Origin of the sequence: Klebsiella sp. WP3-W18-ESBL-02, from assembly GCF_014168815.1 — a bacterium.
Lineage (GTDB): Bacteria > Pseudomonadota > Gammaproteobacteria > Enterobacterales > Enterobacteriaceae > Kluyvera > Kluyvera ascorbata_B.
The window spans coordinates 24,594-47,339 of sequence record NZ_AP021974.1 but is presented as its reverse complement, the minus strand read 5'-3'; the positions used below and the strand labels follow the sequence as shown (position 1 = coordinate 47,339).

The window sequence follows — 22,746 nt, the reverse complement described above, 5'->3', positions numbered from 1 at the left end:
TCGGTAACTTTCTGGTAGATTATGCCAAGAAATAAGTTAAGGCCGTACGTCGACATGAAAGGCCTGCTTAATCAGCGGGCCTTTCTTACTTACAGAGCAGAACTTTAAGTCCTCAGCAACACAACATAGCTCAAGTTTTTTATCTTAGTGAACATATTAGGGCCCATGTAGGGATTAAGTATGTCCAGGAGCCAACATATATAGTGCCGACTTGCCAATAATGACGGGAGTATATTTTATTTTAAGATATTCTTGAGGCGTTTTACCTTTTAAGTTGCTGAAAGCAATGTGCTGAAGGTTATCTGCATGACCAAAAATCAAACCACCGTATAATTCTTCCGATTTATTTGTTGCTGAGTCAGGGTCAATTCGTGTATTGATATATGTGCCGATGGTACAATCCAAAATATAGTCATTGTTGATGGTTATCCATGCATGGCTGTCAAATATTGGAGGGCTCCCATGTTCAAGCCATTCGATACATCTATCCTGATTAAACTTAAATCCCAATTGTTCTGATAATAGAACCTCGCCAATTGTTATATTGGCAGAAATAGAACGGTAATACTCATTTATAAAGCAAAGAATTTGAAGGTGAACATTTGCACAGTCCCCGCCAAATTTAATTATTGGGTTGAAATTATGATTAAGGTAATTCTTAGTGTACTCAAAAAACAAACCAGAAAGCTCTTCAATTAAATCTGAAACATTCGCTTCGCAATCATTCATGGGATATGAATCTAAAGAAAACTGTTTCTCAATAGTGAATATTTTTGCATCTTCAAATAAATGTCTATAAGTCGTGTTGTTCATACCTTGAATTTTGTTTATCATATGTGCCCTTTATAAAATTTCTAATATGTTAATAAATAACACATTTTAATATAATGCGTAATTTAGTCAACAATGTCAGTGTTAATAGTAATGGTTTTACATATCTGTATCTGGCTTCATATTATGAATTATTTAATATGGCTAACGTCCGCTTTTGTTGCGAGTTCAATGGGGTGATGCAATCCAATCCTATGGGGGCATGAAACGAAGAGCGCGGATTAACTACATACCGGAACAGAAACGATTATTTGTGACAGATATAAGCGTGTTGCATCCATCGGCTGAACTTACAGTACTTAGCTGATGTTGGTAAATGATTATTAGAATTGGTGCATGTTAATCTACGGGGGTAGGTCAAAGCACCCGAAGGTGCTTTCTTATTACTTGAATAAATCTAAAACTTTCCACATGAAAATAAAGATCATTAGAATCATGCTCCCGTAAAATGGAAGCATTGTTTTAGAAAATGCCGCGTCTAAATAGCAACCAATATCTTTGCTATAGACTGAAGAATTCATTGTAAATCCTTCACTTTTTACATTTCCATTTGCGACTTCTTCGTACACCCCCTCTGTCAGGATAGTTGTCACCCCCATCGAAAATACTAATGACAAGATGGGAACAGATCGTGAAACGAATTTCACCAGAACGTAAATCGGCTGCACTGGCTAAATTACTACCGCCTTACAACATGACCGTCACCGCAGTTGCGCAGATGGAAGGGATATCGGAAGCTACCCTTTATTACTGGCGTAACAAGGCGAAAGCAGAGGGAATACCGGTGCCGGGTGCAAACAAAACTACAGACCAATGGTCAGCCGAAGCCCGGCTGGCTGTGATTATCGAAACAGCTACACTCAGCGAAACAGAACTCGCGCAATACTGCCGTAAAAAAGGGCTTTACCTGGAACAGATTAGTCAGTGGAAACAAGGCTTTTTGCAGGTGTCTTCGCCCACTGACAAAGCGGCGCTCAAACAAAGCCAGAAAGAAGTTAAACAACTAAAACGCGAACTGCTTCGTAAGGAAAAGGCGCTGGCGGAGGCGGCAGCGATACTGGTGCTGCGAAAGCAGTTGCGGGATTTTTACGGGGAAACCGACGAGGACGACTGACGCCCGGAACAGAGCGGCAGGCACTTATCGGTTACGTGCGGGACGCGATGGCGTCAGGAGCTCGGCTGTCAATAGCGCTGACGGAAGCGGGATTAAGTGAACGGACGTGGCGACGCTGGCAAACGTCGTGGGAAGACAAGCGTGTCAGCACGGTCAGGCCCTCCCCGGTGAACCAGTTAAGTGAGCAAGAAGAGCAACAGATACTGGCAGTGTGCCATCAGCCAGACTACGCCAGCCTCCCCCCGTCACAAATCGTACCGGCGTTGGCGGATAAGGGGATTTATCTGGCAAGCGAGTCAACCTTTTACCGGGTACTGCGTCGTCATGGAGAGGTGCATCGCCGGGGACGGCAACGGGCAGCGCAGAAAGTCACCCCGGCTACGAGTTGGCAGGCCAGCGGGCCGAATGAGGTGTGGACATGGGACATTACATGGGTTCCGTCAACCGTAAAGGGGCGCTGGTTTTACCTGTATCTGGTGGAAGACCTCTACAGCCGAAAAATCGTGGGATATGAAGTGCATGAAACTGAAAGTGGTGAGCAGGCGGCAGCCCTGATACAACGCACGGTCCTTCGGGAAGGATGCTGGCAAAACCCGCCGGTACTGCATGCGGACAACGGCGCGGCGATGAAGTCACAGACGTTGCAAATGAAGCTACACGAGCTGGCGATAACCCCCTCTCACAGCCGGCCGGGAGTGAGTAACGATAATGCGTATGTGGAGTCGCTGTTCCGGACACTGAAATATGTCCCGCAGTGGCCGTCATCAGGGTTCGGCAAGCTGGAGGAGGCGCGTGAATGGATAGAGGTTTTTGCTCAGTGGTATAACGAAATGCACAGACATAGCGGCATCAGGTATGTGACGCCGGGTCAGCGACATCGTGGAGAAGACGGTGTGTTGCTGAAAAATCGGGATGAGGTGTACAAAAAGGCAAAAGCGGAACGGCCTGAACGCTGGTCTGGCAGAACACGAAACTGGCATCCGGTAGGCAAGGTAATGCTGAATCCAGAACGGGAAAAACAGGCAGCCTAAATCAACCGGGGGTGCCAACTACCTTGACACTTACCGTACAGTTTTCTATACATTTTTTCTTGACGAAGGAAGAATGTATCCAATCCCCAAAAAATAACTAAAGGGAAAAGAGCTAGATATGCAAAGGCAGAGTTTTCTTTATCAGCTGATAACGCAAATATTGCGGCAACCAAGGCAACACACCAGCCTTTGATCATAAAGCTGTTGCTACCCATTCTGTTTATAACACTTTGGATGAAACCAAGGTGCGCGATTTTTTCATCCATAGAACCTCCAAATCAATCAAATAGAGCTATACAGAAAGTCTAACGCATCTGTTCCTGTTCTGCCACAATTATGCAAAGCGCGAATATGTCTATCCCTCAGAAGATGCAGGTGCTTTAAATTTAAGTCATACTTTACTGATATAGATTCATCCATAGAGAAATCTCTCCCTTCCATAGAAGCTTTAACAAGCACTCCTCTTTTGGGTTCGTTTACTCTAAGTAATCTAGTCGCTTCGATTTCCGCATATATCCAAGGAGATTCAGTGCCATAACTCTCAATAGATCCTTTGCATGAAATTGAGTTAGGAGTATTCAAGAATATGATGCACTCACATTGATCAATCATTTTTGTAAGTGAAGTCGCCAAGATCATATTCACGTGACCATTTGTGATGTTTCTTTTGTCATAGTCATAGTGCCCACTTTCTTTAAGGCAGAATCTTGTATCTAGCTTTTTCAAAAGTTCTGGGGAATACCCCCAAACACAAGAGTCAATGAACGAAGAAATACCTAGTCTATTTTTTAACCATCCAGCTAGTTTTATTGCTAGTTCTTCATCTTTATGTGAGTGGGAGATAAATACATTTGCTTTTATTTCTGGAAACCAATCTTCCATTATTTTTGTTGCAACTAGACTTCCGTCACCATCAAAAAATGCATCAAGTCCACTTTTAGCAGCAAGGTTATTTGCTCTTTTTATGGTTTCACCATGTCGTAAATAACCATCAAAAGCATCATCATCCACTCTTAAACTATATGCTTTGTACATCACCTTTCCCTATGACTCTTTAAATTCAGCTAATTATCCTTCAGTAAAGGATAAAAAAAAAGCACAAGAAGGTGCTTTTTTCATGCCTGTGACCTGCTGAACATTGTAGTTGCATACTGATTTTGCCACATAAGCACAAGAGTAAAATGCCCGTTTCTGGCAATAAAATGCTCCTTGGATAAATGGAAGTAGGCGCATGTGAACCTGTCGAGTCTCTGCCAGTTTATTGTGGTCATCTTGCAACTACAGAATGTACAGCTATGCGTGAGCTGAACGCTGTTTAGTACCCCGAAGACCTTACGCATAAGGATGTCGGTTCCCTCCACTTTTTATGCCGCCATACGGCGGCAACTATCCACGCCGTGCCTTCACGCTAACCCAGCGGCTTCGGCTACAAGGGGACGCTGGCGCCAACATCCTCACCCGTTCTCGACATAAACGGAGCATTCAGCCCGTTTATGTCTGCGCTGCGGCTTCCGGTGTTTGCCCTTGTTTCCTCAGCTGGTCGCCGGGTTTTTGTGGCGGCACGGCGCAACAGGGTGCCGAATTTCAGAGAGGAGAGTGCTATGTCCCGTTTTATCCTGGGTGATTGCGTGCAGGTTATGTCTCGTTTCCCGTCCCGTGCGGTCGATTTTATTTTGACCGATCCTCCGTATCTTGTGGGTTACAAGGACCGTTCAGGGCGCACACTCGCCGGTGATAATTCCCCTGAATGGTTACAACCGGCTTGCCATGAAATGTATCGGGTGCTGAAAAACGATAGCCTGATGGTCAGTTTCTACGCCTGGAATCGTGCAGATCTCTTTATCAATGCCTGGAAGAGTGCAGGCTTCCGCATTGTTGGCCATATCGTTTTTGCCAAGAGCTATGCGTCAAAATCAACCTTTGTCGGTTACGCCCATGAAAGCGCGTTTTTACTGGCAAAAGGACGCCCAAAAACGCCAGAACGCCCTATCCATGACGTTATCCAGTGGCAATACACGGGCAATCGCCACCATCCAACGGAGAAACCCGTTCAGAGCTTACGCCCCCTGATTGAGTCACTGACACCACCAGGCGCGATTGTTCTAGACCCCTTTGCCGGCAGCGGCTCGACATGTGTCGCCGCGGCCGAATCAAACCGTCGTTACATCGGTATAGAACTACTTGAGCAATACCATGCGGCAGGAGTGCGCCGGCTGGAACAGGTACAACGATCTATGCGGATGCCGGCGGCTAACGATGCAGCGTTTTACCCAGATTACCCGGAGGCGGCATGAATTACGCCGGACTGGAGAAATTGCGCGCCAATATCGCCGCACTTAGTAACGACATGTGCGACATACGGACGCAACTGAATCATCTGGAATCTGAATACAACTACGATGCCGACACCCTGGGCGAACGTCTGGCAGGCCAGACATTACGCCGCATAAACATGCTTTTCCTGGAGGCATACCGGGAAGTGTTGGTGCTCGATGAAACCTTTCAGGACTGAAAAACACGCCGGGTATGAACCCGGCCGTGCTAACCAAAGAGAGATAAATATGTACGGTACTCGCGAAAATCTGTGTCTTGAGCTGGAAAGAATGTTTACCCACGATGAACCGCTGGCGTTGCTTATCTGGACGGAAGAGGGGGTATACACCGCTTGCCGCGAAGAACGCCCAGCAGATAGTGAAATTTCACTGATAATGAAAAATATTGGCGAAACAGCGATGGATGAATACCGCCGTAACGGGATCACTAACGAGAGCGTGATGAAAATGCTTACTCACCATCGCGAATCAGAACGCCGTCAGATTTGTGTGCCGGCAATGCTACTGTCTCGTGTACTGGCGTTGTATGAGAGTGAGCTTGAACATCGGATCGGTGAGGCGTGGGAAGTTGGGCGAGGAACGCCGGAAAGTGTTCAAAATGCGCTTAACGACGTCCATTCACTAAAAGACTTGCTGGCTGCGTAACTGTAACAGGGGGCTACGGCCTCCTGTAATAGTTGGGCTATGAGCGGCGTGCCGGGGCATTAATTACCTGTCTGGCCGCGCTAAAAACCTGGCAGGCTAACGCCTGCGGGGGAACGTCTGCTGCGCTACGCGCCGCTGCGTTTCCCCCACTTTTATAACCCACGAGGAGATCTTGATGTCGGGTATCAACATTGCTTCAAAATCAAGGGAAGAACAGAACCTAATCGCGCTCGACCTGATTGCGTCAGGGGTTGCGTACAAAGAAAGGCTGGGGTTTCCAGTGATCGCGGAAGTGGTGGCCAGAGAGTTACCAGAAAACGAACGAGAATATTTTTTCCAGCGATTGACTCATTACCGCAAGGTCAGCGAGCAATTGCCCCGAGGGGATGCACCTGAATATAAGAATAACGAGCCGGATAAGGAAAAAAATTAGTCATCTTTTTTCCGTTTTTAATGCCGAGGGTTGATGCGTAATTTATTGTTTTTTAGCAATAAATACACGCAGAGCCGCTTAATTTTTTCCTGACCACTTTCCGACACAGCTGCTGTACATCGATGGCCAGAACCAGAAGCAAAAGCCGGAAGCTGGCCCCCTTCGGCTCCCGGCCCGCGTTGCGTTCCGGTCGTCGAGCCCCACTCCGCCAGGCATCCGCTGCGCGGCCGCCAGTCTCCGCCGAACCCCTGTGGGTTTCGGGCCATGCGGCTAGGGTCTGATGGCTGAGGTCAAAGGCGCGCTTGCTGCGGCCGTGCGGCCACGCCGCTTTATCGCGCCGTAACCTGCGCTCATGACATACCGGCACACTACCGCCGGTATGCAAGGACGCGGGACGGCTTCGCTGTCGCCAGGGCCATCCCGCGATTGTGATCTGTTTCATCTTCAACTGTGGTGCGAGCGTTTGTGAGTTGATTCGACCGTCGCTGTTTATCAGACCACACACTCTCGCTCCTTCTGGCAAGGCTAAAGTGAACGCCTGCGGCGGCCTTGCCAGCGCTCCAGTGTGTGGTCTGTGACTTTTCGCGACGGCGAATACTCACAAAAGCATCACTTCATCCACATAGGAGATTAAAAACATGTCACAACTTAACGTCCAGGGCGCGACAACGAAGCCTACAAATGCATCGCCTGAAATTCAAAACAATGAGTACACGGCGACCTATTCCCCGGATGACAATAAATTACGCCTCTATCCGCTGTACCGCCTTGATGAGGAAACGTATAAAAAAATCCATGATGCGGGTTTTCGCTGGGCGCCAAAGCAAGAATTGTTTGTAGCCCCTGCCTGGACACCTTACCGCGAGGATGTACTGATCTCTCTTGCCGGCGACATTGACGACGAAGACAGCACGCTGTTTGACCGTCAGGAGCAACGCGCCGATCGGTTCAATGGCTACAGTGACAAACGCGCCGAAGAATCAGAGCAGCAACTCGCGCAGGTAGATTCTCTGACATCCGCTATGCCGCTCGGCCAGCCAATTTTGGTCGGTCATCACAGTGAACGCCGCGCCCGTCGCCACGCGCAGAAAATTGAAAACGGTATGAATCGCGCTGTGATGCTGTTTGAACGCGCCGAATACTGGGAGGAACGCGCGCATGCGTCGTTACGTCACGCTAAATATAAAGAGCGCCCGGATGTTCGTTATCGTCGAATTAAAAAAATTGAAGCTGAGAAGCGCAAATCTGAACGAGATATTGCACAGGCGCAGAAATTTTTAACAATGTGGCAGGGGGAAAAGCTGGACCTGAAAATGGCGCAGCTTATCAGTAATTACGATCATATTACGGCTTGCTTTACGCTTGATAAGTACCCACGCCCACCAGAGAAAAGCCAGAACGAAGGCCGTATGTCGCTTCATTCCGCGCTTAGAGAAGAAATCATTACTTTTGAACAGGCTCGCGAAATAGCTGTTCGTTGTCATGAACGCTCAATTCGACATTATCAACGTTGGGTTAATCATTACCAGAACCGCCTGGCCTATGAACGCGCCATGCTGGATGAAAGCGGCGGCGTGGTCACTCGTACAGAGGAATTTCAACCCGGCGGTCAGGTACTGAGCCGGGGGGAGTGGCTGACGATCATCCGTATCAATAAAAGCAGCGGCGCGGTGAGTTCCGTTGTTACTCCGGCTTACAGCTTCATGGGGTACAAGGGAACAATGACGCTAACCCCTGATCGCATTACGGACTATAAAGCGCCATCAGAGGAAGAGGCCAGCGCGGCAAAACAGGCCGCAAAACGCCCACCAATCGTAAATTATCCGGGCGAAGGATTCCGGGAAATGACAAAGGCGGAATGGTCAAAAAAACATTCTGATTACAAGGGGGTCAGAGGTGTGGCCGAGAACGACGAGCATGGGGCGTACCGTTTCCGCCGGGTAATGAATAAGGGCTACACGCTGGATACGGTATTTATTACCGACATGAAAATCGTAGAAATTCCAAAAAAATAAAAAGTTCCTCCCCGGTATTCTCCGGGGATTTTTTAACAGGTGATTAGTTATGCGTAGCGAACTCAGAGAACGTATTAATGCAACACGCGCCAGGATCGACGGACGCGCACCCGTCGCAGAAATTCGGGCCAGCTCTCAGCTTTTTATTTCACCGGCTCCAGTGTGTCGGCGCCTGGTTGAAATGGCTGACGTTTGTAATACAGATGTAATACTAGAACCCAGCGCGGGGACAGGTGCCATCTTAAAAGCCATAAAAGCTGCCGCGCCGTTAGCGCAGTGTGACGCAGTAGAGCAGAACGGCGATTTATACCGGTATCTACAGAATAACTTTGATGGGGTTAACGTGGTTTGCGGGGATTTTCTGGAGTACAAAACAGAAAAACGCTACAGCAAAATTATTATGAACCCGCCTTTTCAGCATGCGCACGATATTAAACATATCCAGCACGCGCTAACGTTGTTAAAGCCGGGGGGCGTGTTAGTGGCTATTTGCCTCAACGGGCCACGTCAGGAGCGCATTCTTAAACCGTTGTCTGTAGCCTGGGAAGTCCTGCCACGTAACACGTTTACATATACCGAAGTTTCAACGGTTATCGTCAAAATTCAGGGTTAACGCCGTGAGGTTCAGGCGGGGGTAGTGCCCCGTCTGGCCGCGCCGTAAAAGGCCGCGCGCCTACGGCGCAGAAGGGGGGCGCGCTGACGCGCTTCCCCCTCCTGTTCGCGGCATATCCTTTTGCTGGCGATGCACAATAGCTCTTAGCTTCAAATCCGGCTTGTTCCTCCCTGTACTGATGATCTCCCTTTCCATATTTTTCCTCTTTCTGCACTGCCGGTGATGCAGCTGCTGCACGGCGATGGCCAGAAACAAAAGCCGGAAGCTGGCCCCCTTCGGCTCCCGGCCCGCGTTGCGGTCCGGTCGTCGAGCCCTACTCCGCCAGGCATCCGCTGCGCGGCCGCTAGTCTCCGCCGAACCCCTGCGGGTTTCGGGCCATGCGGCTAGGGTCTGATGGCTGAGGTCAAAGGCGCGCTTGCTGCGGCCATGCGGCCGCGCCGCTTTAACCGCGCCGGCGTTGCCGTCGCTCTGAGTGCGCCACGCCGTTCCGACGTGTCGGGTGTGTGCATCCTGTTCGCTATCGATGGCCATCACCCTGACCGTCCTCACGCGGAGGGCTGTTCGTAGCACCGGCGACGCGTTCCACAAGGGGTAAATGAACGCTGCCATAAACTTTTTGCGAGCAAAAACTTTCCGTCATCGCCCCTTGCGTCCCGCTTACCGCCGTTGCTCCTTTGCCCTTTGCCGCGAGAGAACTCACCAGGGAGATGGATTAACCATCGAGAGGAGACAACCAGGATGAACACACAAAACGTCAACGTCAGAACCGCCGCTCAAGAATCTTCCAGGAAGATGGGGGAAGGGCGTATTTCACATCTTGTGAATAGCCTGACGTCTTTGATTCGCACGGCCCATCATGAGGCAATTTTTACTGAAGCCTGTGCTGAAGAAGCCCATATGCATTACGGGTTGAAGTTCGGTGTGACTGAGCGTGTATATGCTCGCTTGAGTGGGTTCCTTCAGGAATTGAAATCGCAGTTTATCTCATACGTGAGGGGGAAAAAATGAAACACACCACGGTTAAAACAACAGCCAAAAAAGTAGGCGTAAGCGACATCATGCTGAAGCTGTTACGCATCCGCGCCAGCGATTCTCATGTACTGGAATTTGATGGTGTTGATACCCGCTTTAACGACTGCTGTAACTGGCAGGTCATGGTTAACGGGAAGCGAGTTCTATTCAGCACCCGCACCTACGAACATTTCTCGGATGTAAAAGCCGGGATTCTGGCAACCATTGAAGTCTGCCGTGGGCGTAACACTCCATCCGATGGGGCAATGCTCGATTCTGCAAAGGCAATGATCAGCGTACTCGATGCTTTCCCGTCATTCGCCGCGCTGGCGAAACACCCGGACCGAATTAACTGAGTTGAAATGAATTAGCGCTGTGACCGGATGGCCGTCCGGCCACAGCAAACCACAACAGTAACTGAAGAGGTAACTATCAATGGTCGACACCAATACTACGGCAAAAAAGGTCCGTAAATCCACTAAGCCAGCCGCTGCGACTCAGCAGCAGTCAGAAGAACTGACCCGTATGCTGGACAACATTGAAGTGCAGTATGCACCGTTTTCCAGCCTTTTCATCGGTGATCTGAATGCGCGTAAAGTACCGCACTCTGATGAAGAATTGCGCGGCTATGCCGACAGCATCCGTGCGGTCGGTCTGCTGCATAACCTGATCGTTGTGACATGTGATGACGGTCGTTTGGAAGTGGTATGTGGTGGCGGTCGTACAAAAGCCATCGGACTACTGGTTTCGGCAGGTGAGGTTGACCCGGACAAAGTCTGGATCGCATATAAAGCGGTCCCGCGCGAACTGGCGCGCGAAGTATCGGAAATCGAGAACGCCAAACGCAAAGACATGCATCCGGCAGACCAAATCCGAAACTTCCTGGCGCTTTCCGGTGAAGGAAAAACCCCCGCGCAGATCGGCGCGGTACTTGGATACAGTCAGCAGCACGTTCAACGTATGCTGAAACTTGCGGGGCTTGCTCCAGAGATTCTTGATGGCCTTGCTCGCGACGAACTGACTACCGAGCATTGTCATGCTCTGGCGCTGGAGAACGACCAGAATCGTCAGCTTCAGGTACTGGAAGCGGTGCGAAGCGACGAACCGGGAAAACTCCGCGCAACGTCTATTCGTGCGTTGATTACAGCAAAAGAAGTTTCCACGACCGATCAGCGATACCAGTTTGTTGGTGCCGGGGAATTCTCTGATGAACAAATTCGTGTGGACTTGTTCAGCCAGGTTGAAGGTGGCTATGTGGATGCCGTCTTACTGAATGAAAAATTACTCGCGAAACTCCAGCAGAAAGCGGAACAGTTACAGCAGGAAGAAGGCTGGGCATGGTCACAATCTCGCCTCGATGAAATCCGTTATTGGGGAGATGATTCATTGCAGTTTAAGTTACAGACTGCACCTCAAGCGATTTATTCCAAAGAAGAACAACGTCAGCTTGACGAATACACCGCGCAGTATGAGGAATTCGATAGCTATTGCGACGAAAGCCGTGCCGTAGAAAAGCTGATTGTTGAGCTTCAAATGGTGGGTGAGTCACGGGCATGGACTGACGAACAAAAGCAGAACGCTGGGGTTTTCGTATCCTATGACTCGGGCTGCTTCTGCATTCAGCGCGGCGTGTTGCGGGTTGAACCTCGTTCCAGTAATGATACTGAATCTAACCATAAAGAGATCATCACGATTCGCGAACCTGATATTGCCGAAGGTATTAGCGAACCGCTGATCAAAAAAATGTCCTCTGAACGTACTCTTGCCGTTCAGGCAGCGTTGCTGCAGCAACCTCAGAAAGCGCTGGCTATGATGGTGTGGCGCATGTGTGCATGTGCTTTTGAATACTGCAATACAACCCGCCACCCTTTTGTTATTCGCCTCGAAGTACACCACAGCAGTCTTGTTGAGGAAGCGCCGTCTGGTGAGAAGGGCGCTGCTTGGTTAAGTCTGATGCAGGAAAAAGCACGTCTTGAGGCGTTACTCCCGAAAGGCTGGAAGAGTGACTTTACGACATTCTTCGAACTGGATGAGCCGACGCTCATGTCTCTGATTGTGTTCTGCACCGCTTGTTCTATCGATGGTGTCCAGACTCGCACGATGGGCCGAACGACATGCAGCGATCTTGGACCAGTTGAAGAGGCGATTGGGTTCCATATGCGCGACTGGTGGCAGCCAACAAAAGAGAACTTTTTCATGCATATGCAGAAGCCTCAGATTATCGCCGCACTCAATGAGGCAGGTAAAACCGGGGCGGCAAGAGATGCTGAAAAAATGAATAAGGGGGATGCTGCAGAACTGGCAGAGTCGAATTTTGCCGACACCCGTTGGGTTCCTTCCTGGATGCAATCAGCTAAACCGTCAGTCACATCACTGACGGATAAAACCGACATCGCTGATGACGCAGAAAATAACCCGGCAGAAGCCGCCTGATAACGGAGGCCGCCTCGAAAGAGGCGGCAGGAGCAAGACATGAAATTCACTCTGGAAAGCCTGAACAATCTGATCCCTTCTGAGTTAGAAAGCATTCGCGCCCGTGGGTGCGAGTTCCGCCGGGAAATGAGCGATGCCGTCACCATGCTGCTGACGGTCCCCGAGAACTGGCAGGTTAATGCTGAATACCGCTGCGAATTTGGCGGCATGTTCCCGGTTCAATGCCGTCTTAGTGCTAATGAATGCGATGAGTTCCACCTGTGCGTATGCAGCCCTGGTGAAATGTCCCCGGACTGGCTGGTTGTTCTTCTTGGGGGCCGTGGGGATTTGGTGCAAATAGTTCACCAGTCTGACCGACTTGATCTGGCGGCAGTGAACGGAATCATTCAGAAAGTTGCCGGGATGAAGCGGTTTAACTGCACTGCGAAAACCGTCGCAGACCTGCTTTGTGGGGAGGTTGCACTATGATCCCTTCATCGCATGCTCTTGTAACGTTAAAACCTGCTCGGCAGGCTGCATTACAGGCGATTCTCTCTGTTGAAGAACGACGTAACAAAGGCACGAAGTTACCCTCTTTACCACATGTGCGCACCTTCCTGCGTGTCCTCACAGGAAGTAGCCGCCTTAACGCTTCGGTTGCACGCCAGATACCTGGTCTGAACTGGGTACCAAAGAATCGCCATTCAAACCTGAAACAGGTTGAAGAGGCGCTGGATGCAATGATCGCAACTGGTGGGGAAGACTGCCCTTTACCGCTAACGCTGGACGTACAGGCAGAGCTTTTCCCCGAAGTCATGCACACCCGTACAGACAGAAGGTTACACAAATCAAATATTCAGACCACGCGCCAGATGCGCCGCGAATCACGCGAGTATGAACAGCGCTGGAAGTCGCGCCAGAACCTGCTTGCGAAGGCTGAGATTGACCTTAATTTTCAGTCTCCTGAATCCATCTGTACCTGGTACAGCCGGTGGATCGACGAGTTTGACGCGGCAGAGTTGGAAGGAATGTTTTGGCGCTGGCAGACGCGGTTCGCTTCGCTGAAGGAACTTGCATGGCTGCGCATGAGTGGCGAGCCGCTGTATGCGGTGATGTATGAAATTCCATTTATCGTTCGTGAAACCCCTGCAGATATTCGTATTGCTGAACGCTGGCAGGTACCGAACAAGCTGAAATACAAGCAGGGGGCCGTATGAGAAATAATCCATGCAAAACGGAGTTGAAGACCGCCCGTAGCCAGCGTAATAAGCTGCTTACCATGTCTTCAAAGCTAAAAGAGATGTCCTGCGAATGGGACGGGCTGAGTGGCTGGCTTGAAACCGCAAATGAGGAGTTGGCCGAGAGTATCGATAAGCACCTGGAAGCCCTTGAAGAACAGATACGCGAGTGGTCAGTTGGTACAGATAACCGGGAGGGATATTGAGCATAATCAGCAGGAAATTCGATAAAAAAGAAACCGGTACGGTATTCCGACACGCAGAAAACGGGAAGATTCTATGCCGGCTGGATGCTCGCCTTGATTCAGATGACTGGGAAGCCTTGCTGTCGTTGATTAACCTCAACTATAACGCAGGCGTGAATGCCGGAAGTGAACAACGGGCCGCTGAAATTCGTGAGGCATTGGGTTTGCAGGGGGGAAATAACAAATAAAAAATGATGAGTATTTATACAGTTTTCAGATTGTTATTCCTGGGCAGAGTGTGACCAGTCGAGTATAATGGCGTTGGCGCTTGAGGCTTTTTGCCTCATGACGTAAGGTGGTTTGTTACCGAGTTGTGTGGCAAAAAGAAGAAAGCCCCGTAGATAGTTAATTTTCATTAACCAAACACGAGGCGATCTGCTTGACTAGACACCAACAGAATAGCCTCTTAGCTGCCGCAAGGCAAGGAGAAGAAGGCTATGTGTTAACACCAAGCTGTAATGTCCCCTTTGAACCATTCTAAAATGTCCCCAGACAATTCTCTGGGGGATTTTTCATGATCAAAGAGACTGTTACGATGAGTCATAAGGAACTCGACCGACTTCACATTATTCAGGAGTCACTTAATCGCCATATTACTCAGGAACAAGCTGCGGCACGCATTGGCATTTCTATTCGGCAGGTTAAACGTCTGGTGCAACGGTATAGAAATGAAGGGCCTTCTGGTCTAGTTTCCCGCCGACGTGGAAAGCGTCCCAATAATTCCTTTTCTACCGAATTCAGAGCAACAGTAATTTCACTCCTCAAAGGCCGCTACGCTGATTTTGGACCTACGCTTGCGTGCGAAAAATTGCGCGAGATACACGGCTTGTGTTTATCCATTGAAACTCTCAGGAAGTGGATGGTAGAGGAGGGTATATGGCGCGAACGTCGTCGTAAGTTTGCCCGAATTTATCAGCGCCGGATGCGGCGCCCATCCTACGGTGAACTCATCCAGATTGATGGCTCGCCTCATGACTGGTTTGAAGGTCGGGGCCCCAAATGCACACTGATAGTCTTTATCGATGATGCTACCAGCGCTCTGATGGCGCTACGATTCGCTCCTGCAGAAACAACCCGGGCTTACATGGAAACCCTCCGGGGTTACCTTAATGATCATGGCGTACCACTGGCTCTCTATTCTGACAGACACAGTATATTCAGAGTAAATAACCCGGAGCGGGAAGGAGAGTTGACTCAGTTCACACGTGCGATAAAGACACTGGGCATCGAGCCAATCCATGCCAACAGCCCGCAGGCAAAAGGGCGGGTAGAGCGTGCCAATCAGACACTGCAGGACAGGCTGGTCAAAGAAATGCGGCTTCAGGGTATCAGTGATATTGAAACAGCAAACGCATGGTTGCCGACCTTTATTGAAGCCTATAACAACCGGTTTGCTACGCCGCCTCGTATTGCTGATAACGCCCATCTTGATGTACACCATTCTGAAGAGGAACTGGGTTATATCTTCAGCCTCCAGGCGAAGCGCGTTCTCTCCAAAAATCTCACTTTCCAGTACAAAAGCAGTGCGTTTCAGATTCGCAGTGAAGGCCGGGGATATCGACTTCGGCATTCGGTTGTCACGGTATGCGAAAGCTTTAACGGTGAAATTAAGGTTCTGTATGATGGGAAAGCGTTGGGATGGGAAAAATATGTTGATGGCCCGGAGCCTATACCACTGGATGATGAAAAAAGTGTCCATGAACGTGTGGATAATGCCCGTTTTGATTTACGCTCAAAATTCTACGTAAAACCTAAAGCTGACCATCCTTGGCTCACGCGCCGCACGCAAAGTAATCAGCAAGTGAAGCCCCCTAAATTACCCAGAAAGAAGGCTGATCCCGATAAAATGGACTGAAACCAGGCGTTATTCAGTTGAGTGCATATCCAGTCATAGGATAGATTCTTACGTAGCGTTTCTGGCGTGCATTTTCGGGTGGTTTGTTACTGTTTTTAACGGGGACACGTCAGAAACGCGCTCAGGCCGTCTGAGCGGTACGCGTAATGCGGCGTTATGGTAAATAGCCTATGCTAATGTCCGCTAAGAGCGAGAAGCGGACATTGCAGACTGCCCAGTAGAAAAAGTGCTATCAGAATTATCTAAAGGAAGATCGTATTTACCATGTCTCATTCTAACTGTTTAATAAATTACAAAAATTAAAATTTCCATTTAATATCATCGCGTTAAGCAAGAGAATTAAACCTCTCATTTAATTTATGATTCTTATTTAATTCATGAGTTGGTGTAAAAATAGGTTGCCGCACTATAGAAAGACACATATTTAAACCCAGCAGGAAATCATATTTGAAAGTAATGTGTTTAAGGGGCTGCGTAACAAGAACAGCAAGTAAACACATAGTAATAACAGTTACCATTCCCATTTCGCAAGTGGCCATATCAGAGGTGAACTAATGCCTGCTGCAATTTTAAGAATTAAGGTTATCCTAATAATTCTTTTGTATGATTAAGATCATCGATAAATTTACTAAGAGCCTATCCCAATAGGGTTTTGTTCCAGACAATGACACCACAGGCAAAATGCAGCATCGCCTCATAATTCTCGACCTTCTTCTCCCAACGAGTCAGGACACGGCGGTAGCGATTCATCCAACTGTGTGTTCTCTCTACAACCCAGCGGTGAGCCTTAAAATCCGTGTATTTGATGGCCTCTGACTCATCCTTTCGTGACTGGATATGAGGTTCATAGCGACGACTTTTCAGATACGATTCCAGCCATTCCGCTTCATACCCTTTGTCCATGCACAACCGGAGCCTCTTGCCCGGTCTGCCCGTCTGGAGGGCATCGAGCGTATCCGTAACCAACTTTATGTCGTGCGTATTTGCTCCGGCAACAACCAGTGCAAGCGGTAGCCCGTTCCCGTCAGTCATCAGACTGCGCTTTACGCCCTGTTTCCCCCGGTCTGTAGGGTTCCTGCCTGTTTTTTTGAGCCTGCCAGCGGTGATTTGGTTATACAACCATCCATCGACAGCCACGACCAGTCAATAGAGTCCAACTGTTCGCAAGCAAGCAACCCATTTTGCCAGAAGCGTTCAAATACTCCAGCATCTCGCCACTCCTGAAATCGGCGATGAGCAGAGCTTGACGAGCATATACCGGTGGCATTCAGCGCATTCCATTGGCAGCCCGTCCTGAGTACGAAGAAAATGGCGTTCATTGCAGCGCGATTATCAACCCGCTTGCGGTGCGTACCCAGCGGGTGTTGAGTTTTATGCTCCGGGATGAGTGGAGCCATTTTCTCCCAGAGTCCATCACTGATCTGCCACTTGTTGCCCGCCACGCTTCGCCCTCAGAAATTATCATATTTTATTATCTGACAATTCCTTTTGGGATAGGTTCTAAGGACTCATTAATGAAATTGCGACTCTGGAATCTATTACCCCATGATTACGCTCCTTTTTTTCGTATTCTTCACATCATTGTGGCATTTCTAATATTATCACAAATTATTAACTCTAATCTGACAGAGACCGAAGCAATTGGTGAACATAGTCTTGAAGGAGTTATAACCTGGATGCACATTACCCCCTCTGTCAGGATAGTTGTCACCCCCATCGAAAATACTAATGACAAGATGGGAACAGATCGTGAAACGAATTTCACCAGAACGTAAATCGGCTGCACTGGCTAAATTACTACCGCCTTACAACATGACCGTCACCGCAGTTGCGCAGATGGAAGGGATATCGGAAGCTACCCTTTATTACTGGCGTAACAAGGCGAAAGCAGAGGGAATACCGGTGCCGGGTGCAAACAAAACTACAGACCAATGGTCAGCCGAAGCCCGGCTGGCTGTGATTATCGAAACAGCTACACTCAGCGAAACAGAACTCGCGCAATACTGCCGTAAAAAAGGGCTTTACCTGGAACAGATTAGTCAGTGGAAACAAGGCTTTTTGCAGGTGTCTTCGCCCACTGACAAAGCGGCGCTCAAACAAAGCCAGAAAGAAGTTAAACAACTAAAACGCGAACTGCTTCGTAAGGAAAAGGCGCTGGCGGAGGCGGCAGCGATACTGGTGCTGCGAAAGCAGTTGCGGGATTTTTACGGGGAAACCGACGAGGACGACTGACGCCCGGAACAGAGCGGCAGGCACTTATCGGTTACGTGCGGGACGCGATGGCGTCAGGAGCTCGGCTGTCAATAGCGCTGACGGAAGCGGGATTAAGTGAACGGACGTGGCGACGCTGGCAAACGTCGTGGGAAGACAAGCGTGTCAGCACGGTCAGGCCCTCCCCGGTGAACCAGTTAAGTGAGCAAGAAGAGCAACAGATACTGGCAGTGTGCCATCAGCCAGACTACGCCAGCCTCCCCCCGTCACAAATCGTACCGGCGTTGGCGGATAAGGGGATTTATCTGGCAAGCGAGTCAACCTTTTACCGGGTACTGCGTCGTCATGGAGAGGTGCATCGCCGGGGACGGCAACGGGCAGCGCAGAAAGTCACCCCGGCTACGAGTTGGCAGGCCAGCGGGCCGAATGAGGTGTGGACATGGGACATTACATGGGTTCCGTCAACCGTAAAGGGGCGCTGGTTTTACCTGTATCTGGTGGAAGACCTCTACAGCCGAAAAATCGTGGGATATGAAGTGCATGAAACTGAAAGTGGTGAGCAGGCGGCAGCCCTGATACAACGCACGGTCCTTCGGGAAGGATGCTGGCAAAACCCGCCGGTACTGCATGCGGACAACGGCGCGGCGATGAAGTCACAGACGTTGCAAATGAAGCTACACGAGCTGGCGATAACCCCCTCTCACAGCCGGCCGGGAGTGAGTAACGATAATGCGTATGTGGAGTCGCTGTTCCGGACACTGAAATATGTCCCGCAGTGGCCGTCATCAGGGTTCGGCAAGCTGGAGGAGGCGCGTGAATGGATAGAGGTTTTTGCTCAGTGGTATAACGAAATGCACAGACATAGCGGCATCAGGTATGTGACGCCGGGTCAGCGACATCGTGGAGAAGACGGTGTGTTGCTGAAAAATCGGGATGAGGTGTACAAAAAGGCAAAAGCGGAACGGCCTGAACGCTGGTCTGGCAGAACACGAAACTGGCATCCGGTAGGCAAGGTAATGCTGAATCCAGAACGGGAAAAACAGGCAGCCTAAATCAACCGGGGGTGCCAACTACCTTGACACTTACCGATTATTTCAGGGTTAGGACTGATTATTTGTGGTTTTATTATGTTAAGTTGGATGCTTACTCAAAGAGGTTTTACTTATTATTTTTCATGGGTAGGGCTTGACTTTAGTGGTATTAAGCAAGATATAAAAACGTTGACTAGTTTCCGACTGCCCGATGCACATTCGGGAGGTATTGCCAGTACAATCCAAGGATTTGGAGTTCTAGCATTGCTAATTGTAGCACTTTCAGGTGGCCTATGGTTCTTGTTGAATACCATGCAGTCAAATCTGGCTGAAACAGTAATCCACTGGCATAAGTTCTTTACTACTTTCATTGAGGTCTATTTTTATGCACATGGTGCAATGGGAGTTTTGCATATTTTAATTGAAAAATATAAAAGCCGCTCAGTTAACCTAAGTGACTAATCTGTTGTGAGATAATATTACTTCAAGTTGAAGAAAACCCTAAAAATAAAATTTAGTTTACTAGAAGATGAAACAGCACTTGCAGAGACTTTTTAATTAAATTTAATAAAAACGAAAAAATATTCATGGCGAAATGATTGTTTAATTATCTATCATGGATAGAAATGTGAGTTAGTCGTCCTATTTTAGGAAGTTAATAATGACTAAAACAAAAGGGTTACCTCGTCCGCTGACGCACTACGCTTGGCTTTCCATTGCCACGGCTATTGCCACTATCGGACTCAAAGGTGTGGCGTGGAAAATGACCGGTTCGGTCGGTCTGCTATCTGATGCCATCGAATCCGTAGTTAACCTCGCAGGAGCCCTAATGGCGCTCTGGATGCTGACCTTGGCTGCGCTTCCGGCCGATGAGAACCATGCATATGGGCACGGCAAAGCCGAATATTTCTCGAGTGCTTTCGAAGGATTTCTGATCCTATTGGCGGCAGCCAGTATCGCCTATACCGCAGTTGAGCGGATGTTAACTCCACAGCCGCTTGAGGAGATTGGTCTCGGATTACTGGTTTCAACAGTCGCATCAATCCTTAATTTTGTGACGGCTCGCATTTTGTTAAGGGCTGGCAGGCAGCACAACTCTATCACTCTTGAGGCAGATGCTCATCACCTGCTGACCGATGTCTGGACGTCGGTCGGTGTCATTTTTGGTGTCGGACTGGTTTATCTGACCGGCTGGTTTTGGGTCGATCCGATCGTTGCATTGCTGGTCGCAGCCAACATCGTTTGGACTGGTTATCAGCTTATGAGTCGTTCAGCTGCAGGTCTGATGGACGTATCGCTACCCACGGAAGAACTCAAAAAAATCGAGTCACTGCTGGCAGGATATCGTGAACAGGGGCTTGATTTCCATGCACTACGTACACGCCAGGCTGGCGGGCGGGCGTTTATGACAATGCACATCCTAGTTCCTGGGCGATGGACTGTTCAATATGGGCACGACTGGGCCGAGCGTATAGAGAATGATATCCGCACCGCACTGCCTTTTATCCATATCACCACTCATGTGGAACCGTTGGAAGATCCCGCGTCAATGAACGACCAAACGCTCGACATTTCTGATCACTAAACTAACCACATGTCGCTGGTCGGGCAGGGTAACAAACCTCGCTCTACAAAAATTTCAGGTATTCTCTATAATTCTGAGGGTACTTGATGTGACCTGCGCCCAATTGTTGGGCACGCAATATTTTTAAAAAGTCCGCTTCTGGCACAAAGCGGACAGTGATCACCGTTCTTACGACTACTTTCTGACTTACTTCGTGACTTGCCCTAAGCATGTTGTAGTGCGATACTTGTAATGACATTTGTAATTACAAGGGGTGTAAGACATGGGTAGCATTAACCTACGTATTGACGATGAACTTAAAGCGCGTTCTTACGCCGCGCTTGAAAAAATGGGCGTAACTCCTTCTGAAGCGCTTCGTCTCATGCTCGAGTATATCGCTGACAATGAACGCTTGCCGTTCAAACAGACACTCCTGAGTGATGAAGATGCTGAACTTGTGGAGATAGTGAAAGAACGACTTCGTAATCCTAAGCCAGTACGTGTGACGCTGGATGAACTCTGATGGCGTATTTTCTGGATTTTGACGAGCGGGCACTAAAGGAATGGCGAAAGCTGGGCTCGACGGTACGTGAACAGTTGAAAAAGAAGCTGGTTGAAGTACTTGAGTCACCCCGGATTGAAGCAAACAAGCTCCGTGGTATGCCTGATTGTTACAAGATTAAGCTCCGGTCTTCAGGCTATCGCCTTGTATACCAGGTTATAGACGAGAAAGTTGTCGTTTTCGTGATTTCTGTTGGGAAAAGAGAACGCTCGGAAGTATATAGCGAGGCGGTCAAACGCATTCTCTGAACCAAAGCATGACATCTCTGTTTCGCACCGATGGTGACACTTCTGCTTTGCGTTGACAGGAGAAGAAGGCTATGAAACTCCCACGAAGTACCCTGATCTGGTGCGTATTGATAGTGTGTCTCACACTATTGATATTCACATTCCTGACCCGTAAATCGCTATGCGAGATCCGGTACAAGGATACGAACAGGGAGGTGGCGGCTTTCATGGCTTACGAACCCGCTAAGTAGCTAACTCCGGCGGGGGGAACCCCCCGCCTTTCAGGAGTAGTGGTGTTTCTGATATTCCGAGAGCGCCTTTACAAAGGGGCTGTCAGTTTCTAGCTGGCAGCCCCCTTTTCTTTCTGGGGCACAGGCAACCCGAAAAGGCAGTTCCCCTGCGGGGAACGGGGAAGGGCGAACGCGCCTGCGGCGCTCCCGCTTCTCCCCCTGCGCACCGTATCCGGCTTGTTCCTTCCTGTACTGATGATCTCCCTTTCAATCTTTTCTGTCTTCCTGCTCTGCCGGTGATGCAGCTGCTGCGCATCGATGGCCAGAACCAGAAGCAAAAGCCGGAATATGGCCCCCTTCGGCTCCCGGCCCGCGTTGCGGTCCGGTCGTCAAGCCCTACTCCGCCAGGCATCCGCTGCGCGGCCGCCAGTCTCCGCCGAACCCCTGCGGGTTTCGGGCCATGCGGCTAGGGTCTGATGGCTGAGGTCAAAGGCGCGCTTGCTGCGGCCATGCGGCCGCGCCGCTTTAACCGCGCCGGCGTTGCCGTCGCTCTGAGTGCGCCACGCCGTTCCGACGTGTCGGGTGTGTGCATCCTGTTCGCTATCGATGGCCATCACCCTGACCGTCCTCACGCGGAGGGCTGTTCGTAGCACCGGCGACGCGTTCCACAAGGGGTAAATGAACGCTGCCATAAACTTTTTGCGAGCAAAAACTTTCCGTCATCGCCCCTTGCGTCCCGCTTACCGCCGTTGCTCCTTTGCCCTTTGCCGCGAGAGAACTCACCAGGGAGATGGATTAACCATCGAGAGGAGACAACCAGGATGAACACACAAAACGTCAACGTCAAAACCGCCGCTCCCGAATCTTCCAGGAAGATAGGGGGAAAAAACACGTACATCATTCTTGTTGCTGAGAACGGAAAAAACTCTGTGGAAGAGTGGGATGTTCTGGAGTTTGAAACTCTGGCCGCATTGAAGGCTATGCGCCGTAGCAGCCCGGAGAAAATGAAAAACCAATACTTCTACGCACTTAGTTGCGGCGTGGATAAGCAGTTTCAGCACAAAAATGTCGTTGAGGCTAATCACTTCAAACAGTTCGTGCGCCAGATCGAAAGCAAAGGAATCAACATCTAGTCAGCCAGGTAG

The 22,746-nt window shown here is 49.5% G+C and carries 25 protein-coding genes and 3 pseudogenes; 23 read left to right on the top strand and 5 right to left on the bottom strand.

Annotated features, from left to right (window positions below; translation table 11 throughout):
- Nucleotides 1–174 precede the first annotated feature (174 nt).
- Nucleotides 175–834 (bottom strand): hypothetical protein, encoded by a 660-nt coding sequence (locus tag H7R56_RS26445; RefSeq protein WP_106930927.1) that lies wholly within the window; start codon nt 832–834, stop codon nt 175–177.
- A gap of 628 nt (nt 835–1,462) precedes the next feature.
- Between H7R56_RS26445 and H7R56_RS26440 the strand changes: the two genes are divergently transcribed.
- Nucleotides 1,463–2,976 (top strand): IS3 family transposase gene (locus H7R56_RS26440; RefSeq protein ID WP_370673415.1). Its coding sequence is split into 2 segments (ribosomal slippage): nt 1,463–1,913 and nt 1,913–2,976, totalling 1,515 coding nucleotides; the frame shifts between segments, so codons are not numbered across the junction.
- Here the strand turns inward: H7R56_RS26440 and H7R56_RS26435 are convergent.
- Both H7R56_RS26435 and H7R56_RS26430 read right to left on the bottom strand, forming a co-directional pair.
- Nucleotides 2,973–3,242: a hypothetical protein gene (locus H7R56_RS26435; RefSeq protein WP_182928876.1), complete on the bottom strand. Its 270-nt coding sequence runs from the start codon at nt 3,240–3,242 to the stop codon at nt 2,973–2,975. The two genes, H7R56_RS26440 and H7R56_RS26435, sit on opposite strands and share 4 nt — an antisense overlap.
- Nucleotides 3,243–3,258: 16 nt before the next feature.
- Nucleotides 3,259–4,011 (bottom strand): toll/interleukin-1 receptor domain-containing protein, encoded by a 753-nt coding sequence (locus tag H7R56_RS26430; RefSeq protein ID WP_106930931.1) that lies wholly within the window; start codon nt 4,009–4,011, stop codon nt 3,259–3,261.
- A 566-nt stretch (nt 4,012–4,577) separates the two neighbouring features.
- On the opposite strand from H7R56_RS26430, the gene H7R56_RS26425 reads away from it, so the two are divergent.
- The 14 genes from H7R56_RS26425 (at nt 4,578) to H7R56_RS26360 (ending at nt 15,776) form a co-directional block, all read left to right on the top strand.
- Complete coding sequence (locus tag H7R56_RS26425) at nt 4,578–5,270, top strand: DNA methylase (RefSeq protein WP_106930933.1); 693 nt, start codon at nt 4,578–4,580, stop codon at nt 5,268–5,270.
- On the top strand, nt 5,267–5,488 hold the full coding sequence (locus H7R56_RS26420) for a hypothetical protein (RefSeq protein WP_106930935.1): 222 nt from the start codon (nt 5,267–5,269) through the stop codon (nt 5,486–5,488). The genes H7R56_RS26425 and H7R56_RS26420 overlap by 4 nt, the downstream gene beginning before the upstream one ends.
- Nucleotides 5,489–5,537: 49 nt before the next feature.
- Complete coding sequence (locus H7R56_RS26415) at nt 5,538–5,954, top strand: DUF1380 family protein (RefSeq protein ID WP_106930955.1); 417 nt, start codon at nt 5,538–5,540, stop codon at nt 5,952–5,954.
- A gap of 175 nt (nt 5,955–6,129) precedes the next feature.
- Complete coding sequence (locus H7R56_RS26410; RefSeq protein WP_106930937.1) at nt 6,130–6,387, top strand: DNA polymerase III subunit theta; 258 nt, start codon at nt 6,130–6,132, stop codon at nt 6,385–6,387.
- Nucleotides 6,388–7,025: 638 nt separating this feature from the next.
- Entirely contained in the window at nt 7,026–8,402 is a 1,377-nt protein-coding gene (locus H7R56_RS26405; RefSeq protein ID WP_182928875.1) for a DUF3560 domain-containing protein, read from the top strand.
- A 49-nt stretch (nt 8,403–8,451) separates the two neighbouring features.
- Nucleotides 8,452–9,015, top strand: coding sequence for a methyltransferase (locus tag H7R56_RS26400; protein ID WP_106930943.1), 564 nt, complete (start codon nt 8,452–8,454; stop codon nt 9,013–9,015).
- A gap of 738 nt (nt 9,016–9,753) precedes the next feature.
- Nucleotides 9,754–10,023, top strand: a complete 270-nt coding sequence (locus H7R56_RS26395; RefSeq protein WP_106930947.1) for a hypothetical protein — start codon at nt 9,754–9,756, stop codon at nt 10,021–10,023.
- Nucleotides 10,020–10,382, top strand: coding sequence for a hypothetical protein (locus tag H7R56_RS26390; protein WP_106930949.1), 363 nt, complete (start codon nt 10,020–10,022; stop codon nt 10,380–10,382). The genes H7R56_RS26395 and H7R56_RS26390 overlap by 4 nt, the downstream gene beginning before the upstream one ends.
- A 79-nt stretch (nt 10,383–10,461) precedes the next feature.
- Nucleotides 10,462–12,459: a ParB/RepB/Spo0J family partition protein gene (locus H7R56_RS26385; protein WP_182928874.1), complete on the top strand. Its 1,998-nt coding sequence runs from the start codon at nt 10,462–10,464 to the stop codon at nt 12,457–12,459.
- Nucleotides 12,460–12,498: 39 nt separating this feature from the next.
- Entirely contained in the window at nt 12,499–12,927 is a 429-nt protein-coding gene (gene psiB / locus H7R56_RS26380) for a conjugation system SOS inhibitor PsiB (protein ID WP_182928873.1), read from the top strand.
- Complete coding sequence (locus tag H7R56_RS26375) at nt 12,924–13,655, top strand: plasmid SOS inhibition protein A (protein ID WP_182928872.1); 732 nt, start codon at nt 12,924–12,926, stop codon at nt 13,653–13,655. Before psiB ends, H7R56_RS26375 begins: the two co-directional genes overlap by 4 nt.
- Nucleotides 13,652–13,882: a hypothetical protein gene (locus H7R56_RS26370; protein WP_182928871.1), complete on the top strand. Its 231-nt coding sequence runs from the start codon at nt 13,652–13,654 to the stop codon at nt 13,880–13,882. Before H7R56_RS26375 ends, H7R56_RS26370 begins: the two co-directional genes overlap by 4 nt.
- Nucleotides 13,879–14,109 carry a hypothetical protein gene (locus tag H7R56_RS26365; RefSeq protein WP_182928870.1) on the top strand — a complete coding sequence of 77 codons (231 nt, stop codon included), beginning with the start codon at nt 13,879–13,881 and terminating at the stop codon, nt 14,107–14,109. The genes H7R56_RS26370 and H7R56_RS26365 overlap by 4 nt, the downstream gene beginning before the upstream one ends.
- Before the next feature lie 326 nt (nt 14,110–14,435).
- Nucleotides 14,436–15,776, top strand: coding sequence for an ISNCY family transposase (locus H7R56_RS26360; RefSeq protein WP_000589001.1), 1,341 nt, complete (start codon nt 14,436–14,438; stop codon nt 15,774–15,776).
- A 636-nt stretch (nt 15,777–16,412) separates the two neighbouring features.
- On the opposite strand, the gene H7R56_RS26355 is transcribed toward H7R56_RS26360, so the two are convergent.
- A protein-coding gene (locus H7R56_RS26355) for an IS5 family transposase (protein ID WP_171763699.1) occupies nt 16,413–17,218 on the bottom strand; the annotation gives its coding sequence in 2 pieces (ribosomal slippage) (nt 16,413–16,865 and nt 16,868–17,218; 804 coding nt in all).
- Nucleotides 17,219–17,290: 72 nt separating this feature from the next.
- Between H7R56_RS26355 and H7R56_RS27820 the strand changes: the two are divergent.
- The 4 genes and pseudogenes from H7R56_RS27820 to H7R56_RS26340 all read left to right on the top strand — a co-directional run.
- Nucleotides 17,291–17,485, top strand: a pseudogene (locus H7R56_RS27820) (cytochrome b/b6 domain-containing protein); the annotation flags it as partial.
- 40 nt (nt 17,486–17,525) lie between these two features.
- A protein-coding gene (locus tag H7R56_RS26350) for an IS3 family transposase (RefSeq protein WP_370673415.1) occupies nt 17,526–19,039 on the top strand; the annotation gives its coding sequence in 2 pieces (ribosomal slippage) (nt 17,526–17,976 and nt 17,976–19,039; 1,515 coding nt in all).
- Nucleotides 19,040–19,075: 36 nt separating this feature from the next.
- Nucleotides 19,076–19,480 (top strand): annotated as a pseudogene (locus tag H7R56_RS26345) (cytochrome b/b6 domain-containing protein); the annotation flags it as partial.
- A 199-nt stretch (nt 19,481–19,679) separates the two neighbouring features.
- The gene (locus H7R56_RS26340) at nt 19,680–20,603 is read left to right on the top strand and encodes a cation diffusion facilitator family transporter (protein WP_000167917.1); all 924 of its coding nucleotides are present in this window, start codon (nt 19,680–19,682) and stop codon (nt 20,601–20,603) included.
- Nucleotides 20,604–20,724: 121 nt separating this feature from the next.
- On the opposite strand, the pseudogene H7R56_RS27815 reads toward H7R56_RS26340, so the two are convergent.
- A pseudogene (locus tag H7R56_RS27815) lies at nt 20,725–20,841 on the bottom strand (hypothetical protein); the annotation flags it as partial.
- Between the two features lie 24 nt (nt 20,842–20,865).
- On the opposite strand from H7R56_RS27815, the gene relB reads away from it, so the two are divergent.
- The 4 genes from relB to H7R56_RS26320 all read left to right on the top strand — a co-directional run bounded on the left by relB (nt 20,866) and on the right by H7R56_RS26320 (nt 22,734).
- Entirely contained in the window at nt 20,866–21,105 is a 240-nt protein-coding gene (gene relB / locus H7R56_RS26335; RefSeq protein ID WP_000534858.1) for a type II toxin-antitoxin system antitoxin RelB, read from the top strand.
- Nucleotides 21,105–21,392, top strand: coding sequence for a type II toxin-antitoxin system mRNA interferase RelE (gene relE / locus H7R56_RS26330; RefSeq protein ID WP_000323025.1), 288 nt, complete (start codon nt 21,105–21,107; stop codon nt 21,390–21,392). Before relB ends, relE begins: the two co-directional genes overlap by 1 nt.
- A gap of 107 nt (nt 21,393–21,499) precedes the next feature.
- Complete coding sequence (locus H7R56_RS26325; RefSeq protein ID WP_227674757.1) at nt 21,500–21,622, top strand: type I toxin-antitoxin system Hok family toxin; 123 nt, start codon at nt 21,500–21,502, stop codon at nt 21,620–21,622.
- A gap of 800 nt (nt 21,623–22,422) precedes the next feature.
- The gene (locus H7R56_RS26320; RefSeq protein WP_182928868.1) at nt 22,423–22,734 is read left to right on the top strand and encodes a hypothetical protein; all 312 of its coding nucleotides are present in this window, start codon (nt 22,423–22,425) and stop codon (nt 22,732–22,734) included.
- Nucleotides 22,735–22,746: the final 12 nt, after the last annotated feature.